Origin of the sequence: Niallia laureatilytica, assembly GCF_046613985.1 — a bacterium.
Classification (GTDB): Bacteria; Bacillota; Bacilli; order Bacillales; family Cytobacillaceae; genus Niallia.
On the sequence record NZ_JBKKHP010000009.1, the window covers coordinates 71,684 to 91,946 of the forward strand.

19 protein-coding genes are annotated in these 20,263 nt (G+C 40.0%); 14 read left to right on the plus strand and 5 right to left on the minus strand.

The window, feature by feature from the left end; translation table 11 throughout:
• Window positions 1-31 precede the first annotated feature (31 nt).
• The 8 genes from ACLIJJ_RS19585 to ACLIJJ_RS19620 all read left to right on the plus strand — a co-directional run bounded on the left by ACLIJJ_RS19585 (window position 32) and on the right by ACLIJJ_RS19620 (window position 10,166).
• A complete protein-coding gene (locus ACLIJJ_RS19585) occupies window positions 32-1,306 on the plus strand; it encodes an ABC transporter substrate-binding protein (protein WP_233316560.1) in 1,275 nt (424 codons plus the stop codon).
• Window positions 1,307-1,405: 99 nt separating this feature from the next.
• Entirely contained in the window at window positions 1,406-2,032 is a 627-nt protein-coding gene (locus ACLIJJ_RS19590; RefSeq protein WP_411411498.1) for a hypothetical protein, read from the plus strand.
• A 157-nt stretch (window positions 2,033-2,189) separates the two neighbouring features.
• Window positions 2,190-3,941 carry an ABC transporter ATP-binding protein gene (locus ACLIJJ_RS19595; RefSeq protein ID WP_233316558.1) on the plus strand — a complete coding sequence of 584 codons (1,752 nt, stop codon included), beginning with the start codon at window positions 2,190-2,192 and terminating at the stop codon, window positions 3,939-3,941.
• A complete protein-coding gene (locus tag ACLIJJ_RS19600) occupies window positions 3,941-5,722 on the plus strand; it encodes an ABC transporter ATP-binding protein (protein WP_233316557.1) in 1,782 nt (593 codons plus the stop codon). The genes ACLIJJ_RS19595 and ACLIJJ_RS19600 overlap by 1 nt, the downstream gene beginning before the upstream one ends.
• A gap of 176 nt (window positions 5,723-5,898) precedes the next feature.
• Window positions 5,899-6,873 carry an aldo/keto reductase family protein gene (locus ACLIJJ_RS19605; protein ID WP_233316556.1) on the plus strand — a complete coding sequence of 325 codons (975 nt, stop codon included), beginning with the start codon at window positions 5,899-5,901 and terminating at the stop codon, window positions 6,871-6,873.
• A 48-nt stretch (window positions 6,874-6,921) separates the two neighbouring features.
• A complete protein-coding gene (locus tag ACLIJJ_RS19610) occupies window positions 6,922-8,313 on the plus strand; it encodes a glycoside hydrolase family 1 protein (RefSeq protein WP_233316555.1) in 1,392 nt (463 codons plus the stop codon).
• Between the two features lie 239 nt (window positions 8,314-8,552).
• Window positions 8,553-9,266, plus strand: coding sequence for a GntR family transcriptional regulator (locus ACLIJJ_RS19615; protein ID WP_233316554.1), 714 nt, complete (start codon window positions 8,553-8,555; stop codon window positions 9,264-9,266).
• Between the two features lie 141 nt (window positions 9,267-9,407).
• Complete coding sequence (locus ACLIJJ_RS19620) at window positions 9,408-10,166, plus strand: MerR family transcriptional regulator (protein ID WP_233316553.1); 759 nt, start codon at window positions 9,408-9,410, stop codon at window positions 10,164-10,166.
• 52 nt (window positions 10,167-10,218) lie between these two features.
• Here the strand turns inward: ACLIJJ_RS19620 and ACLIJJ_RS19625 are convergent, their stop codons facing one another.
• The gene (locus ACLIJJ_RS19625; RefSeq protein WP_233316552.1) at window positions 10,219-10,866 is read right to left on the minus strand and encodes a GntR family transcriptional regulator; all 648 of its coding nucleotides are present in this window, start codon (window positions 10,864-10,866) and stop codon (window positions 10,219-10,221) included.
• Between the two features lie 263 nt (window positions 10,867-11,129).
• Between ACLIJJ_RS19625 and ACLIJJ_RS19630 the strand changes: the two genes are divergently transcribed.
• Complete coding sequence (locus tag ACLIJJ_RS19630; RefSeq protein ID WP_267913432.1) at window positions 11,130-11,261, plus strand: hypothetical protein; 132 nt, start codon at window positions 11,130-11,132, stop codon at window positions 11,259-11,261.
• Between the two features lie 45 nt (window positions 11,262-11,306).
• Here ACLIJJ_RS19630 and ACLIJJ_RS19635 read toward each other — a convergent pair whose 3' ends face one another.
• Window positions 11,307-12,161 carry an aldo/keto reductase gene (locus ACLIJJ_RS19635; protein WP_233316551.1) on the minus strand — a complete coding sequence of 285 codons (855 nt, stop codon included), beginning with the start codon at window positions 12,159-12,161 and terminating at the stop codon, window positions 11,307-11,309.
• 169 nt (window positions 12,162-12,330) lie between these two features.
• On the minus strand, window positions 12,331-13,785 hold the full coding sequence (gene katA / locus ACLIJJ_RS19640; protein WP_233316550.1) for a catalase KatA: 1,455 nt from the start codon (window positions 13,783-13,785) through the stop codon (window positions 12,331-12,333).
• Between the two features lie 400 nt (window positions 13,786-14,185).
• Here katA and ACLIJJ_RS19645 point away from each other — a divergent pair, with 400 nt between their 5' ends.
• The 4 genes from ACLIJJ_RS19645 to ACLIJJ_RS19660 all read left to right on the plus strand — a co-directional run bounded on the left by ACLIJJ_RS19645 (window position 14,186) and on the right by ACLIJJ_RS19660 (window position 18,140).
• On the plus strand, window positions 14,186-14,740 hold the full coding sequence (locus tag ACLIJJ_RS19645; protein ID WP_396953777.1) for a shikimate kinase: 555 nt from the start codon (window positions 14,186-14,188) through the stop codon (window positions 14,738-14,740).
• A gap of 38 nt (window positions 14,741-14,778) precedes the next feature.
• Window positions 14,779-15,543 (plus strand): type I 3-dehydroquinate dehydratase, encoded by a 765-nt coding sequence (gene aroD, locus ACLIJJ_RS19650; RefSeq protein WP_233316549.1) that lies wholly within the window; start codon window positions 14,779-14,781, stop codon window positions 15,541-15,543.
• A gap of 64 nt (window positions 15,544-15,607) precedes the next feature.
• Window positions 15,608-17,005 (plus strand): aldehyde dehydrogenase, encoded by a 1,398-nt coding sequence (locus ACLIJJ_RS19655; RefSeq protein ID WP_251644720.1) that lies wholly within the window; start codon window positions 15,608-15,610, stop codon window positions 17,003-17,005.
• A gap of 61 nt (window positions 17,006-17,066) precedes the next feature.
• A complete protein-coding gene (locus ACLIJJ_RS19660) occupies window positions 17,067-18,140 on the plus strand; it encodes a nitric oxide synthase oxygenase (protein ID WP_233316547.1) in 1,074 nt (357 codons plus the stop codon).
• A gap of 10 nt (window positions 18,141-18,150) precedes the next feature.
• On the opposite strand, the gene ACLIJJ_RS19665 is transcribed toward ACLIJJ_RS19660, so the two are convergent.
• Window positions 18,151-18,708: a hypothetical protein gene (locus ACLIJJ_RS19665; RefSeq protein ID WP_341078435.1), complete on the minus strand. Its 558-nt coding sequence runs from the start codon at window positions 18,706-18,708 to the stop codon at window positions 18,151-18,153.
• A gap of 212 nt (window positions 18,709-18,920) precedes the next feature.
• Between ACLIJJ_RS19665 and cdaS the strand changes: the two genes are divergently transcribed.
• Window positions 18,921-19,544: a sporulation-specific diadenylate cyclase CdaS gene (cdaS, locus tag ACLIJJ_RS19670; protein WP_233316545.1), complete on the plus strand. Its 624-nt coding sequence runs from the start codon at window positions 18,921-18,923 to the stop codon at window positions 19,542-19,544.
• Window positions 19,545-19,599: 55 nt separating this feature from the next.
• Here cdaS and ACLIJJ_RS19675 read toward each other — a convergent pair whose 3' ends face one another.
• Window positions 19,600-20,139 carry a hypothetical protein gene (locus ACLIJJ_RS19675; protein WP_233316544.1) on the minus strand — a complete coding sequence of 180 codons (540 nt, stop codon included), beginning with the start codon at window positions 20,137-20,139 and terminating at the stop codon, window positions 19,600-19,602.
• Window positions 20,140-20,263: the final 124 nt, after the last annotated feature.

Sequence of the window (20,263 nt, forward strand, 5' to 3'; positions counted from 1 at the left end):
TACAAAAACATTACCTAAGGGGGTAAATCACGTGAGAAAGAAAAAGAAATTAAGTGCTTTACTGTTAACTTTTGTATTAGCTCTATCTGCATTTTTAGCAGGCTGTTCTGGCTCAGATTCTGAGTCTGCTAGCGGGGAATCAGGAGATGTAACACTGCGTATTCTCGTATGGAATAATAATCCAGAAGGAACAAAGCTGGAAGGGGAAATTTTTAAGGAATTTGAAAAAGAGAACCCTGGAATTAAAGTAAAGCAAGTCTATGCACCATATGATAAATTCAATGATAAATTCCTGACAATGTCTGCTGGCGGCGATCAGCCTGATTTAGTTTGGCTTCAGCCTTCTGCATTCGGTCAATTTGTGGGTAAAGATGTGTTGATGGATTTATCTGATAAAGAAATCAATGAAGAAGAGTATATGCCAAATGTTCTTTCACTAGGCCAAGTGGATGGAAAACAGTATGCACTTATTCGTGATGCATCTGCCTTCATGCTTGGATACAACAAGGATATGTTTGATGCTGCTGGTCTTGAATATCCTAAGGATGACTGGACATGGGATGATTTCCTTGCAGCAGCTCAAAAGCTGACAGTCGAGAAAAACGGCAAAACAGTTCAGTTCGGTATGGAAAACTTCTATACAAATGAATTGCTTGTTGAAAATGGCGGAGGTTTTGTCAGCCAGGATGGCAAGGAAGTTATCGTTGATTCGCCTGAATCTATTGAGGCAATTAAATTTGGGGCAGACTTGATCAATAAATATCATGTGCAGCCAACTTCTGCTCAAAGCCAAGGTTTATCCAATATGTTCCTCGCTGGTCAAGCAGCAATGAAAATGATGGGACCATGGGATTGGTCTGATACATCGAAAAACGCTAACTTCAAATGGGATGTTGTTCCACTTCCGGCAGGAAAAGCAGGAAATGTAGCAGCAGCTTCTTATCTTCCAATCGGAATTGGCTCAAAGACGAAGCATCCTGACGAAGCATATAAGCTTCTTGAATTCTTGACTACTGGAAAAGGTCAAGACCTGCAGGTAGACACAATATCAGCAGTGCCTGTCGTAAAAAGGAATGCAGATAAAATTGAGTCAATGGCAAATGCGCCTGAAAATGCGAAAGCATTGTCAACAATTTTAGCAGAAGGCAGAACGGTTATGAACGCTCCTTACATTCCTGAGTATGCTGAAATTGTAAGTAAAATCCAGCCTGTCATTGATAACATCAATCTTAATGGCAGCAAGGATGCAGAGAAACAGCTGAAGGAAGTAGCAGATCAAATCCGCAAAGAATATGGCTTGAAATAACAATAAAGAGGCTGTCTGGAAATGCTTTGACCTAATACGGGAAACCTTGTATTGGTCGGCCTGGTTTCAGGCAGCCTTTTTTTATAAGGAGGGAGTATCTTGTATAAAAGCCGATTCATCGACAGCAAGTTTTTTTCTTTTATGGACATTACATACCGTTTAGTCAGGGCAAGTTTATTATTTTGGTTTTATGCAGGAAAAGGCTTTTTTGTATGCGGATTGATTTCTTCCACATCCACATTACTGGCGGTTATTGATGAGATATTCAAAGGAAACGGCACTTCTGTGCGCAAGCTGTTTCAAGAGATCAGCCCTAAATATGCCAACAATAAAAGACTGTCTGCGATTATGTTTGGTTTATTTATCTATATCGGAACCTTCATCATTCTGCCGTTTCCACAAACAATTGACTCGTTTGCGGCAGCAGTCCTTAAATTTGTGTGCATATATGCTTTTTTGCTATCCATTATTTTCTTTACTTATTTAGTTTGGAATTTAGTGCACCTGCAATTGCCAATAAAGAACACTGTGCTGGTCAGTCTTTTTCTAGTTGTGAAGAAACCCTTTCGTTCCTTTATCTTGCTTTTAGTGATTTTAATTATCTATTTGTTGATTTATGTTAATTTCATTTTTTTCCTATTCTTCGCTCCTGCCATCTACGGGACGTGTGCGAGATTTATATTTACATTTAAATGGAAGAAAAAGAAAGCAGAGGTTGCTGTGTAATTTGGTCTATTAAAAAAATGATAGATTTTATTTGGAGGACATACATAGAAAGCAAGTAACGCTAATATGATTATTCGGTAATGTTTGTTTTAAGGGAGGGAGCTAAAAAATACATGCTGCTGTAAAGGAAAAAAAGATAGAAGGGGGAGCCGACTAGATGCATAGTCTGCGATGGATATGGGGGTTTCTACATACTTATCGTCTTAAGATAGCTATCGGCCTTTTTTGCGCAGTCATCGTATCAGCTTTAAGTGTGTTAAACCCTTATTTGGCTGGGAAGATGGTGGATGATGTTATGTATGGCAAGCAGCTTCATTTGCTGTGGCCGATACTTGGTATCATGATTGCTGGAACATTTATTAGGACGATAATCCGCTATACGTATCAGATGATTTTTGAGAATGTTTCACAAAATGTTATTTACAATATACGAGAACAATTGTATGACCGCCTGCACAGATTGGATTTCAGCTTTTACGACCGTACTAAAACAGGCGATATTATGGCAAGAATGACAGGGGATATGGAAGCGGTCAGGCATTTCACAGCATGGACGATTTACATGATTTTTGAAAACGCCACCATTTTACTGTTTGCAGTTGCCTTTATGTTTTATATACATCCGCCCTTGGCGCTTACTCTCCTGATTGTAACACCAGTGATTGGCTTCTTCGCTTTCAGGCTGACAAGGGATGTCCGGCCGACCTTTACGGAGATTCGCAACCAGTTTGCGAAATTAAATTCAGTCGTTCAAGAGAATATCAGTGGAAACAGGGTAGTAAAGGCTTTTGCGAAAGAAGATTATGAAATCGCTAAATTTTCGATTGCCAATGAAGGATTTAAAGATAAGAACTTAAAATCATCAAAAATTTGGGAAAAATATTTGCCGATTTTGGATTCCTTGGCTGGTGTGCTGACAGTGCTGATGATTTTTGCCGGTGGTGTGATGGTTATTAAAGGCACACTCACATTTGGAGAGCTAGTAATGTTTAATTCATTCATATGGGCGTTAAGCAACCCAATGAAAATGGCTGGCTGGCTGCTAAATGATGTACAGCGCTTTATAGCATCTGCCGAAAAGGTGGAGGATCTCCTAGAGACAAAGCCAAAAATAGCCAGTCTCGATAACGTTGTTCCAATTGGCGACTATAAAGGCGTCGTGGAGTTTAATAAGGTGTCCTTTAGCTATGGAGAGGAACCCATCTTGAAGGATATCAGCTTTAAAGTGAAGCCAGGTCAAACACTAGCCATCATTGGACCGACAGGAGCAGGCAAGTCAACAATGGTTAATTTGCTTAGCCGCTTTTATGATGCGACAAGCGGTGAGGTCAAGATTGACGGCAGAAATGTGAAGGACTGGGAGCTGCAGCAGCTCCGCACAGGAATGGCAATGGTTATGCAAGATATCTTCCTGTTTTCTGATACGATTGAAGGCAATATTGCTTACGGTGATCCCAATACATCTAATGAAGCAGTTAAACTTGCTGCAAAATTAGCAGATGCCCATGATTTTATTAAAGATTTGCCAGAAGGCTATGACACCATTGTCGGGGAAAGAGGTGTCGGACTGTCTGGCGGACAAAGGCAGCGGATTGCACTGGCAAGAGCTATCTTAAAAGATCCGTCCATCCTGATTCTTGATGATACAACATCAAGCCTTGACATGGAAACAGAGCACCGAATTCAGCAAACATTGAAATCTATTCAAAAAAACAAAACATGCTTTATCATTGCCCATAGAATTTCTTCTGTAAAAGATGCAGATCAAATACTGGTGATGAATAATGGCGCAATTATGGAGCGAGGCACACATGATGAACTCCTGCGGAAGAAGGGTTATTACTTTAATGTGTATAAAAATCAATATGGAAACTTCGAACAAAAGCACAGAGATGAGGATGTGATCTAGTGGCACGGAATAAGTTCGATGTGGATGAGGAGTTAGAAACCCCGTTTAGTTTTGCTCATCTAAAGCGCTTGTTTGGTTATATAAAGCCATATAAGAAAAAAATCATCGTCACGATTCTTATCATGCTTGTGGCAAGCGGTGCTAACCTAATTGGTCCTTATCTCATCAAGCAGGCAATCGATAAAGAAATTCCAGAAGGGAATATCGGCGGACTGTCGCTGCTTGCAGGTATATATTTAGGAGCGCTGATTATCACAGGAATTTGTATGAAGTACCGGATCAGGATGATGGCCCAGATTGGTCAGGATGTTATTAAGACCATTCGCAAGGACTTGTTTACACATATTCAATCACTGTCCTTTTCCTTTTATGATAATCGTCCCCACGGAAAAATATTGGTGCGGGTCGTCAATTATGTGAATTCACTTAGTGATCTTCTTTCTAATGGGCTTATCAACTTGATTACGGATATATTTAGCTTGATTGTCATTATCGGGTTTATGTTTGCCATCGACGTACGTTTGGCTATTTATGCAATGGTTGGTTTCCCTCTGTTAGCCATTGTTATCTTTTTTATAAAAAATGCTCAACGCAAGGCTTGGCAGGACTTAAGCAATAAACAGTCTAATATGAACGCCTATATCCATGAAAGCATCAATGGCATGAAGGTAACCCAAGCATTCGCAAGGGAGGAAGAGAACAAGAAAATCTTTGAAGATGTATCTAAAGGCTACAAAAAGTCATGGATGAAAGCTGTCTATATTCAGTTTCTTCTTTGGCCATCGATTGAAAACATCTCTGTTTTGACAGTATCTTTCATCTATGTTGCAGGGATTTCGATGATTGGGCAAGGAGTAACCGTCGGTGCTTTAGTAGCGTTCGTCGGATATATTTGGATGTTCTGGACGCCGATCTCCAATATCGGCAACTTCTATAATGCAATCATTAATGCAATGGCTTATTTGGAGCGAATTTTTGAAATGATGGATGAAAAGCCGACAGTGCGCAATAATCCAGATGGAAAAGTGCTTCAGCAAATTAACGGAAAAGTCGAGTTTGAGCATGTTGAGTTTGGTTATGAAGGAGAGGAAAGGGTTTTGAAGGATGTGCATTTCAGGGCTGAGCCTGGAGAGACGATTGCGCTTGTCGGGGCGACAGGATCTGGGAAAACATCCATTGTTAGTTTAATCAGCCGCTTCTATGACTTGAATGGAGGCAAAATTAAAATAGACGGGGTGGATATCAGCACAGTAACAATCCCTTCACTCAGAAGGCAAATGGGCATTATGCTTCAGGATCCGTTTATCTTTTCGGGAACAATTATGGATAATATCCGCTACGGACGTCTCGATGCAAGCGATGAGGAAGTAATAGAAGCAGCAAAAGCGGTTCAGGCCGATGCTTTCATTATGACATTAAAGGATGGCTATGAAACAGAGGTAAATGAGCGAGGAACAAGGCTTTCTGCAGGACAAAGGCAGCTTATTTCCTTTGCAAGAGCACTGCTGGCAGACCCAAGAATTTTAATATTAGATGAAGCAACTTCTTCCATTGATACAGAAACAGAGCTTGCTCTCCAAAAAGGCTTAGGAACACTGCTTGCAGGAAGAACGTCCTTCATTATTGCTCACCGCCTTTCTACCATTCAAAGTGCAACAAGAATTTTGTTCATTGATAAGGGACGAATTGCAGAGGAAGGCACACATGATGAATTAATGGAAAGAAAAGGACAATATTGGCATCTTTATACGTCTCAGCATACATCTTTGGAAGTAGGATGAAACTTAAATGTCTATTCTAATTTATATAAAGTATAGACATTTATTTTGAACCCTTTATAATATAATTGTAAGCGTTTCTAATTTGATGATCTAAAACTTTGTGGGAAGCTGTCACATTTGTGGCAGATTCTCACATAAGCATGGCTAAAAAAAACGAATAGGTTGGGTGATTAGAAATGAAGTACAGAAAACTAGGAAACTCTGGCTTAAGAGTAAGTGAAATTGGACTAGGCAGCTGGCTTACATATGGAAGCGCAGTGGAAAAGGAGCAGTCCATAGCTTGTATTCACAGGGCATATGATCTTGGCATCAACTTTTTCGATACGGCAAATGCTTATAATAAGGGAGCTGCAGAAACAGTCCTTGGGGAAGCATTAAAAGATTATTCCCGCTCAAGCTACGTGCTGGCAACAAAGGTTTTCTTCCCGATGGGAGATGGTCCGAATGACAGGGGACTGTCGAGAAAGCATATTATGGAGCAATGTGATGCAAGCTTGAAGAGATTAGGTGTAGACTATATAGATTTGTATCAATTCCATCGCTTTGACTCGGAAACTCCGGTAGAGGAGAGCTTAAGAGCACTCGATGATCTAACTGCACAAGGAAAGATTCTTTATGCAGGTGTAAGCGAATGGACGGCAGCGCAAATAACCGATGCTGCACATATTGCCAAAGAGAAGAATTTAAGACCGCTCATCTCTAATCAGCCAATCTACAATATGATGGTCCGCTATATTGAGAAAGAAGTGATTCCTGTCAGTGAGAAGGAGGGAATTGGCCAAGTTGTATTCTCCCCGCTTGCACAAGGTATTTTAACAGGAAAATACAAGCCGAACGAGCAAGTGCCATCTGAAAGCCGTGCAGCAAATGAAGAAACAAATAAATGGATTACAAGCTACTTGAATGACGAAGTGCTGACACGTGTTCAGAAACTTTCAGCCATTGCGAATGGTCTAGGAGTGGAATTATCACAGCTTGCATTAGCGTGGGTGTTAAGACAGCCTAATGTCAGCTCAGCCATTATAGGGGCAAGCAGACCTGGACAGGTAGAAGAAAATGTGAAGGCATCCGGCCTAGAGTTAAACGCTTCTGTTTTAGAGGAAATAGAAGCAGTGCTGGAAGAAATCAATACTTTTGTGCCAATCTGGTAAGTTAGCAGTTTCATATAAAAATAACTAGTAGGAAGAGGAGAGGTTAATATGACAAAGAAATCTGTTATTCCTGAAGGCTTTTTATGGGGTGGAGCGGTGACAAGCTTCCAGACAGAAGGTGCATGGGATGAGGGCGGAAAAGGTCCTTCCATTGTTGATGCAAGACCTGTGAAAGAGGGGCAGTCTGATTGGAAAACTGCAGTTGATTTTTATCACCGCTATAAGGAGGATATTGCTCTTTTTAAAGAAATGGGCTTTAATGCATATCGTACAAGCATTTCATGGGCAAGGATTTTCCCTGATGGAGAAGGAGAGCCGAACGAGGAAGGCTTGCAATTCTATGATGATTTATTTGATGAAATGATTGCAAACGGCATTCAGCCTGTTATTACTTTATATCATTTTGATCTTCCTCTAAAACTTGCACAAAAATACAACGGGTTTGCATCAAGGAAGGTTGTTGACCTGTTCGAAAAATATGCACGCACAGTCTTTGCCCGTTATGGGGAAAAGGTCAAATATTGGCTTACATTTAATGAGCAGAATCTTGTATTAACAAATCTTCAATTTTGGGGCGTTTCTACTGATGAAGCAGACAATGAAGAGGCGTTGCGCTATCAAGTTACACATAATTCCTTTATTGCACATGCAAAAGCAGTCAAAGCACTGCATGAACTTGTGCCAGGTGGTCAAATGGCAGGAATGGTCACGTATATGACGACATACCCGAACAGCTGTCTTCCAGAAGACGTTATTGCCAACATGAAAGCAAAAGAACTGCTGGTTGATTTCTATCTAGATGTGTTTGCAAACGGTGAATACCCAAGCTATGTGACAAGCAATCTTGAGCGAAAAGGCATTATGCCTCATTTTGAAGAAGGCGATGCAGAACTTCTTAAAGAAAATACTGTTGATTATATTAGTATCAGCTATTATCAAAGTCAGACTGTCAGCAGTGAGAAAGTCAAAGAGGATGCAATCATTTCAGGTATCACGCCTAACCCGAACTTAAAGGCGAATGAATGGGGCTGGGCGATCGACCCTATTGGTTTTAGAGTTAGTCTGAAGGATATGTACGCGCGATACAGGCTGCCGATTTTTATTACAGAAAACGGGATTGGCGTTAGAGAAGAATTGAATGAGCAAAACACAGTTGAAGATGATTACCGCATCGATTATTTGCGAGAACATATTAAACAGATGAAGCTAGCGATGGAAGAAGGAGTGGAAGTGTTCGGCTACCTGACATGGGGCTCGACAGACTTAATAAGCTCAGGCGGACAATTCGAGAAGCGCTATGGTTTTATATTCGTCAACAGAGGAGAGACAGATTTAAGAGACTTAAAACGCTACAAAAAGAAGAGCTTCAACTGGTACAAAGAAGTTATTGCAGCAAACGGCGAAAATCTGGAGGAATCAGAAACAGTCTCATTATCATAATGTAGTTGATGAATGGTTGGAAGAATAGTTGGACAGAAATAAGAAAGATGCCCTTTACTAGAATTTCTTACAGGAGGATTTACGCTGCTCGGAGCAGTGAATCCCTGCAGCGTATCCCTTACATGTGTTTTCGCCATTCTGGACTATAAAGCCATCTTTCAAAAAAACACTGGGATAGCTAACAATTTCAAACCAATAAATTTATAATATAACTATCTATTTTTTAAGGTGGTTCCATCATGAACAAGTACGAAGCAATCTCAGCAGAAATGAAGAAAAGAATTAAAGAGTCCTACTATGCTTTCGATCAGCCAATACCTGATGAAATAACTCTTTCGAAAGAGTTTTCCTGCAGCAGGATGACGATGAAAAGAGCGCTTGACACATTGGTCCTTGAAGGGCTTCTTTACCGGAAAAGAGGACATGGCACATTTATTGTCAAATCAGCCATTCAAGACAGCCGCGTAAATGTATTGAGCAATGAGGTCACAGGTTTGTCCAGACTGATGGAGGGGCAGCAGGTGACAAGCAAGGTCATTAAGTTTGAAGTTGGTTTTCCATCAGAAGACGTTGCTGAACATCTTGCTATCGACCTGAAAACACCTGTTTACTATTTGATTCGGTTAAGGCTTGTAAACGGGGAGCCTTACGTTATGGAGATAACGTATATGCCGACAACCCTTATTACAGGCATTACGGATGAGATATTGGACGGTTCCATTTATGAGCATATCACGAAAAGCTTAGGTCTCACGATTGCCGGCTCACATCGTAAGATACGGGCATGCAAGTCCAATGAGTTAGATCAAGCTCATCTTGTATGTATGAAGGATGACCCTATCTTGGAAGTAGAGCATGTGGGTTTTTTAAACAATGGAGTTCCGTTCGAGTATTCCTTTTCAAGGCATCGATATGATAAGTTTGAGGTAACAACAGTAAATATTAAGCGCTGAAATATTTAAAAGGCTTTGGAGGTTTCCGGCCTTTTTTTTTGTGCCATAATAAAATAAAAATTTTAATATTTTTTTCAAAATACCTATTTACATTAACGCTGCGTAAACCTTTAAGATGAAATAGTCAGGAGGAGATGCTTAGTGGAATACACGATTAAAAGCTTAAGTCAAATAGCTGGAATCAGCACCAGAACATTAAGGTATTATGATGAAATTGGTCTGCTTAAGCCGGCAAGGGTCAATTCATCAGGCTACCGTATATATGGAAAAAAAGAGGTAGAGCTGCTTCAACAAATCTTGATTTATCGAGAGCTTGAAGTCAGTTTAGAGGATATTAAACAAATTATTTCTTCCCCTTCCTTTGATATTAAAGGAGCGTTAGAGGAACATAGGGCGAATCTCCTGGCAAAACGAAACCGTATAGACATGATTATTCAAAATGTCGACAAAACGTTAGAAGAGACGAAAGGAAGAGTGAGAATGAGCGATAAAGACAGGTTTGAAGGTTTAAAGCAAAAAATGGTCGAAGAAAACGAACAGAAGTATGGCGAAGAGCTTCGACAAAAGTATGGGGAGGACACAATCGATCAGTCTAACAAGAAATTGCTGAAGATGACAGAAGCCGAATTCACAGAAGCAGAAAGGCTTGGGGAAGAGGTGTTGGAAAGATTAAAAGAAGCAATGAAAACAGGAGATCCACAAAGTGCGGCAGCACAAAGGACTGCAGAGCTTCATAAGCGCTGGCTCACGTTTTATTGGAATTCCTACAGCAAAGAAGCTCATGCTAATCTTGCCAGAATGTATGTGGACGATGAGCGGTTTACTGCCTATTACGATAAGGTTGAACAAGGTGCAGCTGTTTTTTTAAGAGATGCTATTCTCCACTATACTAGCTTATGAGGGGTAAACGAAAAGACCAGCGTGATTGAGGTATTTCAATCATCTGGTCTTTTTATACTTTTGTTAAGTAGGATGCCAGACTCAGCCAGTTTTCTTCCACAAGCTTTGAAAGCTCCTGGTGGTTTCCGTTTTCGAGGCAGGCAATTATTTCGTTATGTTGGCGGATGGATGAAAGACCGTCCACCTTATTAAATTTAAGCAACTCAAGTCTTCTAATTTTCGGAAGAAGGCGCTCAAGCGCCATTTCAATCTCTGGATTATTGGATGCATGCAATAGCACAGAGTGAAATTGATCGTCTTTTTTAATTGCTTCATATTTATCTTCTTTCATTATTGCTTTTTCAAAATCTTCATTTAAGGTGATTAGTTCCTTGCAGTGTGCTTCCGTTAAATAAGGCAGAGCGAGTTTTGCAGCTAAAGCATTTAAGGCTGCAACGACTGTAAAGGCATGTTTAGCCTGTTCAATGTCAATCAAGCTAACCTTTGTTTCTGAACCAGGAGAAGATATGACTAGTCCCTCATCCTCCAATCTTTTCAACGCTTCTCTTACTGGTGTCCTGCTGACGCCGAATTGTTCAGCAAGAAGCTTGTCGCTGATCTTTTCGCCAGGGGCGAGTTCGAGATGAATTACGGCCTGCTTTAACTGTTGGTAAACTTGATCTCTTAAGGAAATTCTGCTGATTTGAGAAATATTTTTCATACAAACAATATATCATAATTTTCAATTTGACACATAATAGGGTCAAGTAAACTTTAATTAAATAAGTGCATGTAAAAGAATATGGAAAAATTGAAATGCTGACACCAGTTGCTTTACAGAACAGCAATTTTATCTAGGAGACATATGCGATGAACATGGTAGTTTGTGTTTGTTGCGAAATTGCTTGTGATTGTTCATAATCTGCTCTTTTTTATCTCATACTAATTATGCATCACTATATCATTAGCATGGGAGGCAAAATCATGGCGAAGGAAAAAAAGACAAAAACAAATAATCAATGGGCTGCAGCTAATGCAGAAGTTACAAGTAAAAGAGAAGAAAAAACAGCTACTGATAACCAGTGGGCGTCTACTAACAAAAAATCAGTAGAATAGCAAAAAAAGAATGCAGCGGCTTTTTAGCCATTGCATTCTTTATTTTTATTGCTGCTGTAAGGCAGTTAATCTTTCAATATCATCAGGATCACCGAAAACACGTGAACCAGTATCAAGCTGCTCAATCGCTTTCATATCTTCATCAGTTAAAGTAAAGTCGAACAGATTGGCATTTTCAATAATGCGATGCTCATGAACAGACTTCGGAATGATGATTGTATCTCTTTGAAGATGCCATCTTAGCATAACTTGCGCTGTTGATTTTCCGTATTTATCTCCGATACCTTGCAATGTCGGATTTTCAAAAAGTCCATCTCTGCCTTGAGCTAACGGTGCCCATGCTTCATGTGCAATCCCATGCTTTTCCATATATTCGCGTAATTCTTTTTGCTGGAATAAAGGATGTGTTTCAATCTGATTCAGCATCGGTGTAATTCTTGCCGTTTCTGCAAGCTTTTCAAGATGGTGAATTTGGAAGTTACACACACCGATGGCTTTCACAAGTCCTTCCTCGTACAAATCCTCCATTGCCCGCCATGTTTCGGCATAGTTTGGAGCAGCCCAGTGAATAAGATAAAGATCAAGATATTCAAGCTGCATTTCTTGCAATGATCGGCGCAGTGCTTGTTTCGTTTCTTCATAGCCAAAGTCGCTCAGCCATACCTTTGTTGTAATGAATAATTCCTCCCTCGGCACATCAACTGCTTGTAGTGCATTGCCAACGAAGCTTTCGTTTTCATACCGGGTTGCCGTATCAATGGAACGGTAGCCGTTTTTAATCGCAGCTTTCACTGCATTTTCACATTCTGCAGGATCTTTCACAAGAAAGACTCCTAAGCCTAAATAAGGGATTTCTACACCATTGCTAAGTTTTTTTGTACTGCTAAGTGTTAATGACAATCTTATCAGCTCCTCTAAAGGTTTAAATTGGCCATGTTAAAAGCCCTTACATATTTAAAGAGTATAGCTTGTACCAGATTTTTTCAATGAATATGTATTAAGTTGACTTAGAAAAAATGCAAAAAGCCCTTAACAAATAAATGTTAAGGGCTTATATGAGAGAAATTAATTATTTTACTGCTTCAGGAACAGCTAAGCCAAGTCCTTCTGCAATGCGTGTTCCGTATTCTGGATCTGCTTTGTAGAAGTGTCCGATTTGACGAAGTTTGATTTCTTCTAATTCTACTGGTTTCATTGCACCAACAATGTTTTCTACCAATCTAGCACGCTCTTCTTCTGATAATAAGCGGTATAAATCGCCAGCTTGTGTGTAATGGTCATTGTGATCATATGCAACACTGTCAGCTACTCCAGAAACTGCGAATGAAGATGTTTTGTCCTCGGCAGATTCTTTAGGACCGCTGAAGCTGTTTGGCTCATAATATACAGAGCCTCCGCCATTGCCGTCAAAGCGCATTTGACCATCACGTTGATAGTTATTCACAGGGCTTTGCGGACGGTTGATTGGAAGTGCATTGTGGTTAACACCAACACGGTAGCGGTGTGCATCAGCATATGCAAACAGACGGCCTTGAAGCATTTTATCTGGTGATGCTTCAACTCCTGGTACGAATGTTCCAGGTGAGAATGTTGCTTGCTCAACCTCAGCAAAATAGTTTTCTGGGTTGCGGTTAAGCACCATGCGACCAACTTCAATTAATGGATAGTCTTTTTGAGACCATACTTTTGTTACATCAAATGGATCGAAGCGGTATGTGTTAGCATCTTCAACAGGCATGATTTGTACATATAATGTCCAAGCAGGGAAGTCGCCAGCTTCAATAGCATTGAATAAATCTTCTGTATGATAATCTGGGTTTTCACCAGCTAATTTTGCTGCAGTTGCAACATCAAGATTTTTCACACCTTGCTCTGTCTTGAAGTGATATTTCACCCAAACAGCTTCGCCTTCTTTGTTTACCCATTTAAAGGTATGGCTTCCGAAACCATGCATATGGCGAAGTGTTGCAGGGATACCGCGGTCAGACATCAAGATTGAAACTTGGTGCAGTGATTCTGGTGAATGAGACCAGAAATCCCAAACTGCAGTAGGGTTTTTCAAATGTGTTTTTGGATCTCTTTTTTGTGTATGAATAAAGTCAGGGAACTTGATTGCATCACGGATAAAGAATACAGGCGTATTGTTACCAACGATATCATAGTTACCTTCTTCTGTATAAAACTTAACAGCGAAACCGCGTGGGTCACGAACTGTATCAGCAGAACCTAGCTCACCTGCAACTGTAGAGAAGCGAATGAACATTGGAGTTCTTTTACCTACTTCATTAAGGAAGTTAGCTTTTGTATATTTTGTTAAGTCATTTGTCACTTCGAAGTAGCCGTGTGCGCCAGCTCCTTTTGCGTGAACAACACGCTCAGGTACACGTTCTCTGTTAAAATGAGCTAATTTCTCAAGCAAATGAACATCTTGGATTAATGTTGGTCCGCGGTCGCCAGCAGTCATAGAGTTTTGGTTGTCTCCTACTGGTGCACCCCAGCTAGTAGTTAGTTTATTGTTTGACATATAATCACCTCATAATTTGTTGGTTCTTTATCTTATGTACATAATAATATCATCTATAATTAAAAAATCAATACTATTTTATAATTATTATAAATAACTTTTTTTGAATGATAGAATGCTAAAATGAAAGATTCTTGTAATGATAAGAAAGAAAGGGGTTACACAGCAGAGAAAATAGAACAGCTATTACAGGGAATTGAATGATAAAGGAGAAAATTTTACAACGATTGAGAAAGAGGCAGTTCTTTTCATCATCATCCAATCAATCATATGTATGCATGCAGACAATAGAATATTCAGAAGAATAAACTAGGATTAGCCCTATAATTATTTTATAATGAATAGTAGAATACGACGTAAAAAATATTTTGCTGTCACGAAAATAGTAGGAGGCATCATCTTGGAAAACAATCGGGTACCATTAAGGGAAAAAAGTGTAGTTTTCATTGGCTTTATGGGCGTTGGCAAAACAAGTATAGGGAAGATAGTTGCCAAAAAGCTGTATCGCGACTTTTTGGATGTAGATCATGTTATTGAAGAAGAGTATGGCATGCCTGTTTCAAAAATCTTCGAACAGGTTGGAGAAAAAGCATTCAGAGAAAAAGAAAAGCAAGTGGTGACAGAGCTGAGCAAAAAAAAGCTCCTTGTTCTTTCACTTGGCGGCGGTTCCTTCTTGCAGGAAGAAATTAAGCAGGCTTGCTTAGACAACTGTATTGTTATCCATCTAGACCTATCTTGGGATTCTTGGAAGGATCGAATTAATCTTATCATTGACAGCAGACCTGTCCTTAAGGATAAATCGCTTGATGATATGGAGGAGCTGTTCAACAGCAGGAAACAAATTTATGCTGACCACCATTCGAAGGTAGATACAGACAGCAAGGATATGGAAGAAATTGCAGATTATATTGTTGATTCTTTAAAATATGCTTGGGATTTATATGAACCAAGGTAATTAAAACGAAGATCAACAATAACAATAGAGGTGCATAAATGGTTAGACCGTTAAAAATTAGAGCTGTTACAATCGGTGAAGGCATACCCAAAATCTGTGTTTCATTAATTGGTGAAACAGCAAGCCAGCTTAAGGAAGAAGCAGAATTTTTGATGAGCGAAGGAGTCGATGTAATTGAATGGCGCGTTGACTTTTTTGAAAATGGAGACGATGTAAACGAAGTACTTCGTACGCTCACATATATTAGAAATTGGATCGGTGATACGCCTCTTGTTTTTACCTTCCGAAGCAAGAAGGAAGGCGGCGAAAGAGAGATTGAGCGGGAAGCTTATAGTATGATAAATAAAGCGGCAGCAAGTTCAGGAGCTGCTGATTTAATAGATGTGGAGCTGTTTGGGCAAGAAGAAGATGTAGTGGAGCTTATTAAGTTTGCTCATGACCACCAAGTTGCGGTCATCCTTTCCAATCATGATTTTGGTCAGACACCGGCGAAAGAAGAAATCATTGCCCGGCTGAAAAAGGCACAGGAATTGGGCGGGGACCTGCCTAAGATTGCACTCATGCCGCAAAGCATGCAAGATGTGATTACACTGTTGGATGCAGTAAATACGATGAAAGAGAAATATGCGGACAGACCAATCATAGCTATGTCAATGGGAGGACAAGGAGCTATAAGCCGTATTGCCGGCGAAGCTTTTGGTTCGGCTCTTACATTTGGCGCCGCCAAAAAAGCCTCTGCTCCTGGACAAATACCGATCGGGAAATTAAAACAAGCAATGGCTATCTTGCATGACAGCATATGACAACATAGAGAATCTGTTAAGGATTCTCCTTTTTTTATAATCTAATTTCAGAAAGGGACCTGATATGAACGAAAAAGACATTGAATTGTATGAAGTGGAAGAAATCATAAAAAAGAGTAAAGAGTTTTTTGAAACAAAACAAACATTAGATGTTAGCTTCCGAATAAACCAGCTTAAAAAATTACGGCAGGCTATTCTTGATAATGAAGGAAAGCTTATAGATGCTTTGCAATCAGATTTAGGCAAGCATCCATTTGAGTCCTATGCAACAGAAATAGGCTTTGTATTGCAAAGCATCACCTATACGATAAAAAACTTATCAAAATGGACAAAAATAAAAAAAGTAAGCTCGCCAATAGCGCTTTTTCCAGCCAAAAGCTATATCCGTCACGAGCCGTATGGCACAGTGCTGATTATTGGTCCCTTCAACTATCCGTTTCAGCTTCTGATTGAACCGCTCATTGGCGCAATCGCAGCAGGAAACTGTGCTGTCTTAAAACCGTCCGAACTAGTACCTGCTGTATCAAAGACTGTAACAGAAATGATTTCAGCCACATTTGATCCAAGTTTTGTGTGTATAGTCGAAGGAGGAGTAGAAACGAACAAGGCACTCCTTCAAGGGAAATTCGATTATATATTTTTTACGGGAAGTCCAGCTGTTGGGAAGCTTGTTATGAAGGCAGCCGCAGAAAACCTCGTTCCTGTAACGTTAGAATTAGGAGGCAAAAGTCCGGCGATTGTTGATGAAACGGCAGATATAAAGCTGGCTGCTGACAAGATTATATGGGGAAAGACAGTCAATGCAGGACAAACCTGTGTCGCTCCAGATTATGTGTTAGCACATGAACGTATAAAGGATGAACTTATCGAGGAAATGAAAAAGACGATAACTCGTTTTTATGGAGAATCAGTTGAAAGAAGTGAGCATTTCGGAAGAATTGTTAATATGAGGCATTTTGCGCGGCTTCAGCAAATTATGAAAGCGGAAGAAGGAAGCATTGTGCATGGCGGTGGCGGGAAGGAAGACGAAAGGTTCCTTGAGCCAACAATAATAAGTGCTGACTGGGATTCACCTTCCATGCAGGATGAAATCTTTGGACCAATCTTGCCGATTATCGGCTATTCAGAAAAAAGGGCAGCAGTAAAAAAGGTAACAAGCATGCCAAAGGCTCTAGCGATGTATATTTTCACACAAAATAAGATGGAGGAAGAGTATTGGCTAAACACTGTCCCATCTGGCGGTGTCAGCATAAATGATACACTGACACATTTGGCAAATCCTAATTTGCCGTTCGGAGGCGTTGGAACCTCAGGTATTGGTTCCTATCATGGTATCTACAGCTTTGAGGCTTTTTCCCATAAGAGAAGTGTTTTAAAAAGGGGGAAAAGCTTAAAGATGACAGACCTCTTTCCTCCATATACAGATCAGCAGCTCAAGCTTGTCCGACGGTTTTTGAAATGATGGTTTTTCTCCATAAAATTGTAAAATATAAAAAAGACTTTTTAAAACAGGAGGACTTTCGTTGGAAATTGATTTATTCGAGGAAGCTTCAGCCTTTATTCAATTATGCTACTCTGAATGGGAGCAAAATGATCGGATTGAAGGTAGATTGGCAGAAATAAAATCGCAAATTTTATCCCAAGGATACTATGAGCATACATATGAAGAACTGGCATATGGTGCAATGCTTGCCTGGAGAAACAGCAATCGCTGTATCGGCAGATTATTTTGGAAGAATCTCCATGTAATCGATAGGAGATCTGTACGATCGGAAGAGGAAATGATTAATTCATTATTTGAACATATGGAGTATGCAACTAATGGGGGAAAAATAAGGCCGACTATCACTGTATTTCCGCAAGAGAAAGCAGGCGAGTCTTTCCATATTTTGAATCATCAATTGCTTCGTTATGCTGGCTATAATACAAAATATGGAATAGTAGGAGATCCTGATTCCATCTCCTTTACAGAATACTGTGAGACACTTGGCTGGAAAGGGCAGGGAACGAATTTTGATATATTGCCGCTCGTCGTGCAAATCAATCAAAATAAACCGAAGCTGGTTGAAATCCCGGCAGAGCTTGTATTACAAGTGCCCATCTGCCATCCGGAATATAGCTGGTTCGCCGACTTAGAGCTGCAGTGGTATGCTGTGCCGATCATTTCGAGCATGAGGCTGGAGATTGGCGGCATTTCTTATACTGCAGCCCCATTTAACGGCTGGTATATGGGAACAGAAATCGGCGCAAGAAACCTTGCTGATGAAAACCGTTATAATATGCTTCCAGCTATTGGGGAAGCAATGGGACTTCAAACGAAAAAGTCTGCCTCTTTATGGAAAGACAAGGCGCTTGTCGAATTGAATATTGCCGTTTTGGAATCATTTCGGCAATTAGGTGTGACCATTGTTGATCATCATACAGCGGCACAGCAGTTTAAAATATTTGAAGGCAAGGAGGAGGAGGCAGGCCGGGATATAACTGGAAATTGGGCTTGGCTGATTCCGCCTCTGTCTCCTGCTGCGACGCACATCTTTCATAAACGCTATAACAATGAAATAAAAAAGCCTAATTTCTTCAACAGGCGAAAAAATTAGGCATTGTTCGTTATTCTCCTTTAAAGGAAGTAACACCAAAAGTTTGGGTATAATCGTAGCCATTAAAATATATGTCTAAGTCGTGAAAGTATCGATGGAGGCTGCGCATAGCATCTCGATTGTCGTTTGCTGCTACAAGGTTTGCCGCTTCTTTAATAAGGTCTAAATCAGCAGAGATTTGACTGTTATTAATGACCATATTCTCAGCTTGGGACAGTATGCTTTCTGCCGCTTCTTTTTGTTCTGTATAATCCGCTGTCTCAAGTTTACCCCAGCCTAGTGTTTCATTATAGAAATCATGCCAATCAGAGATAAAGTCATGGCCGCTTGAGCCGTCAGCCAATGTAACGATGCTTTCATCCATTGGTTCATGGACTGGTTCTGTGCTCATATCTTCTGACCCTGCCGACTGAGAAGAAGCTGCATTCACGGCAGGCTTTTCACTCTTTGATTCTAAAGGTTTATCTTTTTCTAAGAATATCAAGACAGCGAAAACGACGGAGGCAGTCAATCCCCCAATTCCAATCACTATCCCGATAAGCCAGATAATCATTTTTTTCCATTGCAATCTAAATCAACCCCTTATGTTGATGTTTCGTTATGTCTTGTCTATCATTTCGCTAATAGAGTGGAAAATCCTTCATAAGAAAGGTAAATATGCTAAAAAACCAAATTTATTAGGAGAATTTCATTCCTTCACCAACAAGCAGCTGCTGAATAGAAAGGCAATAGAGTGGAAATAGTATAGAAAAAGGAGCATGAGGAAAAAGGAGTGTTAGCTTGTCTGCAGAGGATATGAATATGCCGCTTTTTATTAAGAGTCAGCTTAAAGCAGATTTGCATTCTCTATTAGCAAATCTCCATAGCCTGTATGACTCCATTGGTGAACGAGATTGCTGTGTTTTAAATGACTTTGAGAAAATGAACAAGCAGTTTAAAAGCATTCACAGCTTCGCAGCCTCTTACTATTTGCAATCCTATTTGGAGCCGTTCACAGATTATATGGAGATGCTTACGGCATCTGCCCAGCAATTTTCGGAGAAGCGGCATGGTGCGCTGATTGCTATGAAAAGAAAGGATAATTTAGAGGATTTCGTCCATTCCGGGATTACCTTAAATGCACAACTGTCTTCCAACCTACTTGAAGCCATTTTCTATCCAGGGAACCCGCTACATGATGGCGGTGTATTGATTGATAAAGATATGATTGTGTCGGCTGCTAATATTTTTCCTACGTCTCAATTTTATAATGGGAAAGATAAACTCGGTACAAGACATAGAGCAGCTATCGGCATAACTGAGCAGACAGATGCATTGGTTATCGTTGTTTCAGAAGAAACAGGGAGAATCTCCTTCTCCATTGACGGTCAGCTCTTTCCTGTCCAAACAAGTACCTTTATGTAGTGATGAAAAGCTTGAAGCGTTTTGTTCAAGCTTTTTTTGCTGTGCTTTTAGCATGTTAGGCAGCAGTTCGGAGCAAGATTAACAGTCCGATAAAGAAAAAGAAGATGGTCATGTAATAAAGAGTACGAAATCCTCGGTTGGAAATATTGACAGGTGTTCTTCCATCCATCGGGACCAATCGTTTGCCGATATGACTAAATATTCTTGCATAAATCCAATAAAGGCTGTAAGAATCCCAAAAATCCCAGCCATTTCTAAAACGGATAAAGCCGAAGTATTCCAGCACAATTTCAAGGCTGAAGGTCCAGGTAATTAAGACAAAATAGAAGCGGAATGTATCTCCCTTCGGTTCAAATCGAATTAGAAATGTAATAAACAGCCCGAAATTTATTACGACAGCTGGCAGAATATAGCTGACGGGAAGTGCATAGCGGTAAAAGCCATTAAAATAAAAGAATAAACAAAGCAGGATGGAAAGCACCGCATGAATGAGAAGGGTTGTTTTATAGTACTGGAACTTTTTCCAAAGCACGAGTGTACATCCTGCTGCCCCTGACAGAATTGCCGCACACAGTATATACCAATTTATGTCCACATTTTTCTCTCCTTCATAACGATAAGGATTCTGTTTTAGCTTTTGCAAAAACAGAAAAAAATATGTTTCATTAAGCCTGCTTGTATTTCTCTTTTAGGAAAGGGATGGAAAGAGCAGATGAATT

Coding starts and splice junctions, on each gene's coding strand:
- ACLIJJ_RS19595 (WP_233316558.1), top strand. CDS start 2,190: ATGCATAGTCTGCGATGGATATGGGGGTTTCTACATACTTATCGTCTT.
- ACLIJJ_RS19605 (WP_233316556.1), top strand. CDS start 5,899: ATGAAGTACAGAAAACTAGGAAACTCTGGCTTAAGAGTAAGTGAAATT.
- ACLIJJ_RS19610 (WP_233316555.1), top strand. CDS start 6,922: ATGACAAAGAAATCTGTTATTCCTGAAGGCTTTTTATGGGGTGGAGCG.
- ACLIJJ_RS19615 (WP_233316554.1), top strand. CDS start 8,553: ATGAACAAGTACGAAGCAATCTCAGCAGAAATGAAGAAAAGAATTAAA.
- ACLIJJ_RS19625 (WP_233316552.1), bottom strand. CDS start 10,866: ATGAAAAATATTTCTCAAATCAGCAGAATTTCCTTAAGAGATCAAGTT.
- ACLIJJ_RS19630 (WP_267913432.1), top strand. CDS start 11,130: ATGGCGAAGGAAAAAAAGACAAAAACAAATAATCAATGGGCTGCAGCT.
- katA (WP_233316550.1), bottom strand. CDS start 13,785: ATGTCAAACAATAAACTAACTACTAGCTGGGGTGCACCAGTAGGAGAC.
- aroD (WP_233316549.1), top strand. CDS start 14,779: ATGGTTAGACCGTTAAAAATTAGAGCTGTTACAATCGGTGAAGGCATA.
- ACLIJJ_RS19655 (WP_251644720.1), top strand. CDS start 15,608: ATGAACGAAAAAGACATTGAATTGTATGAAGTGGAAGAAATCATAAAA.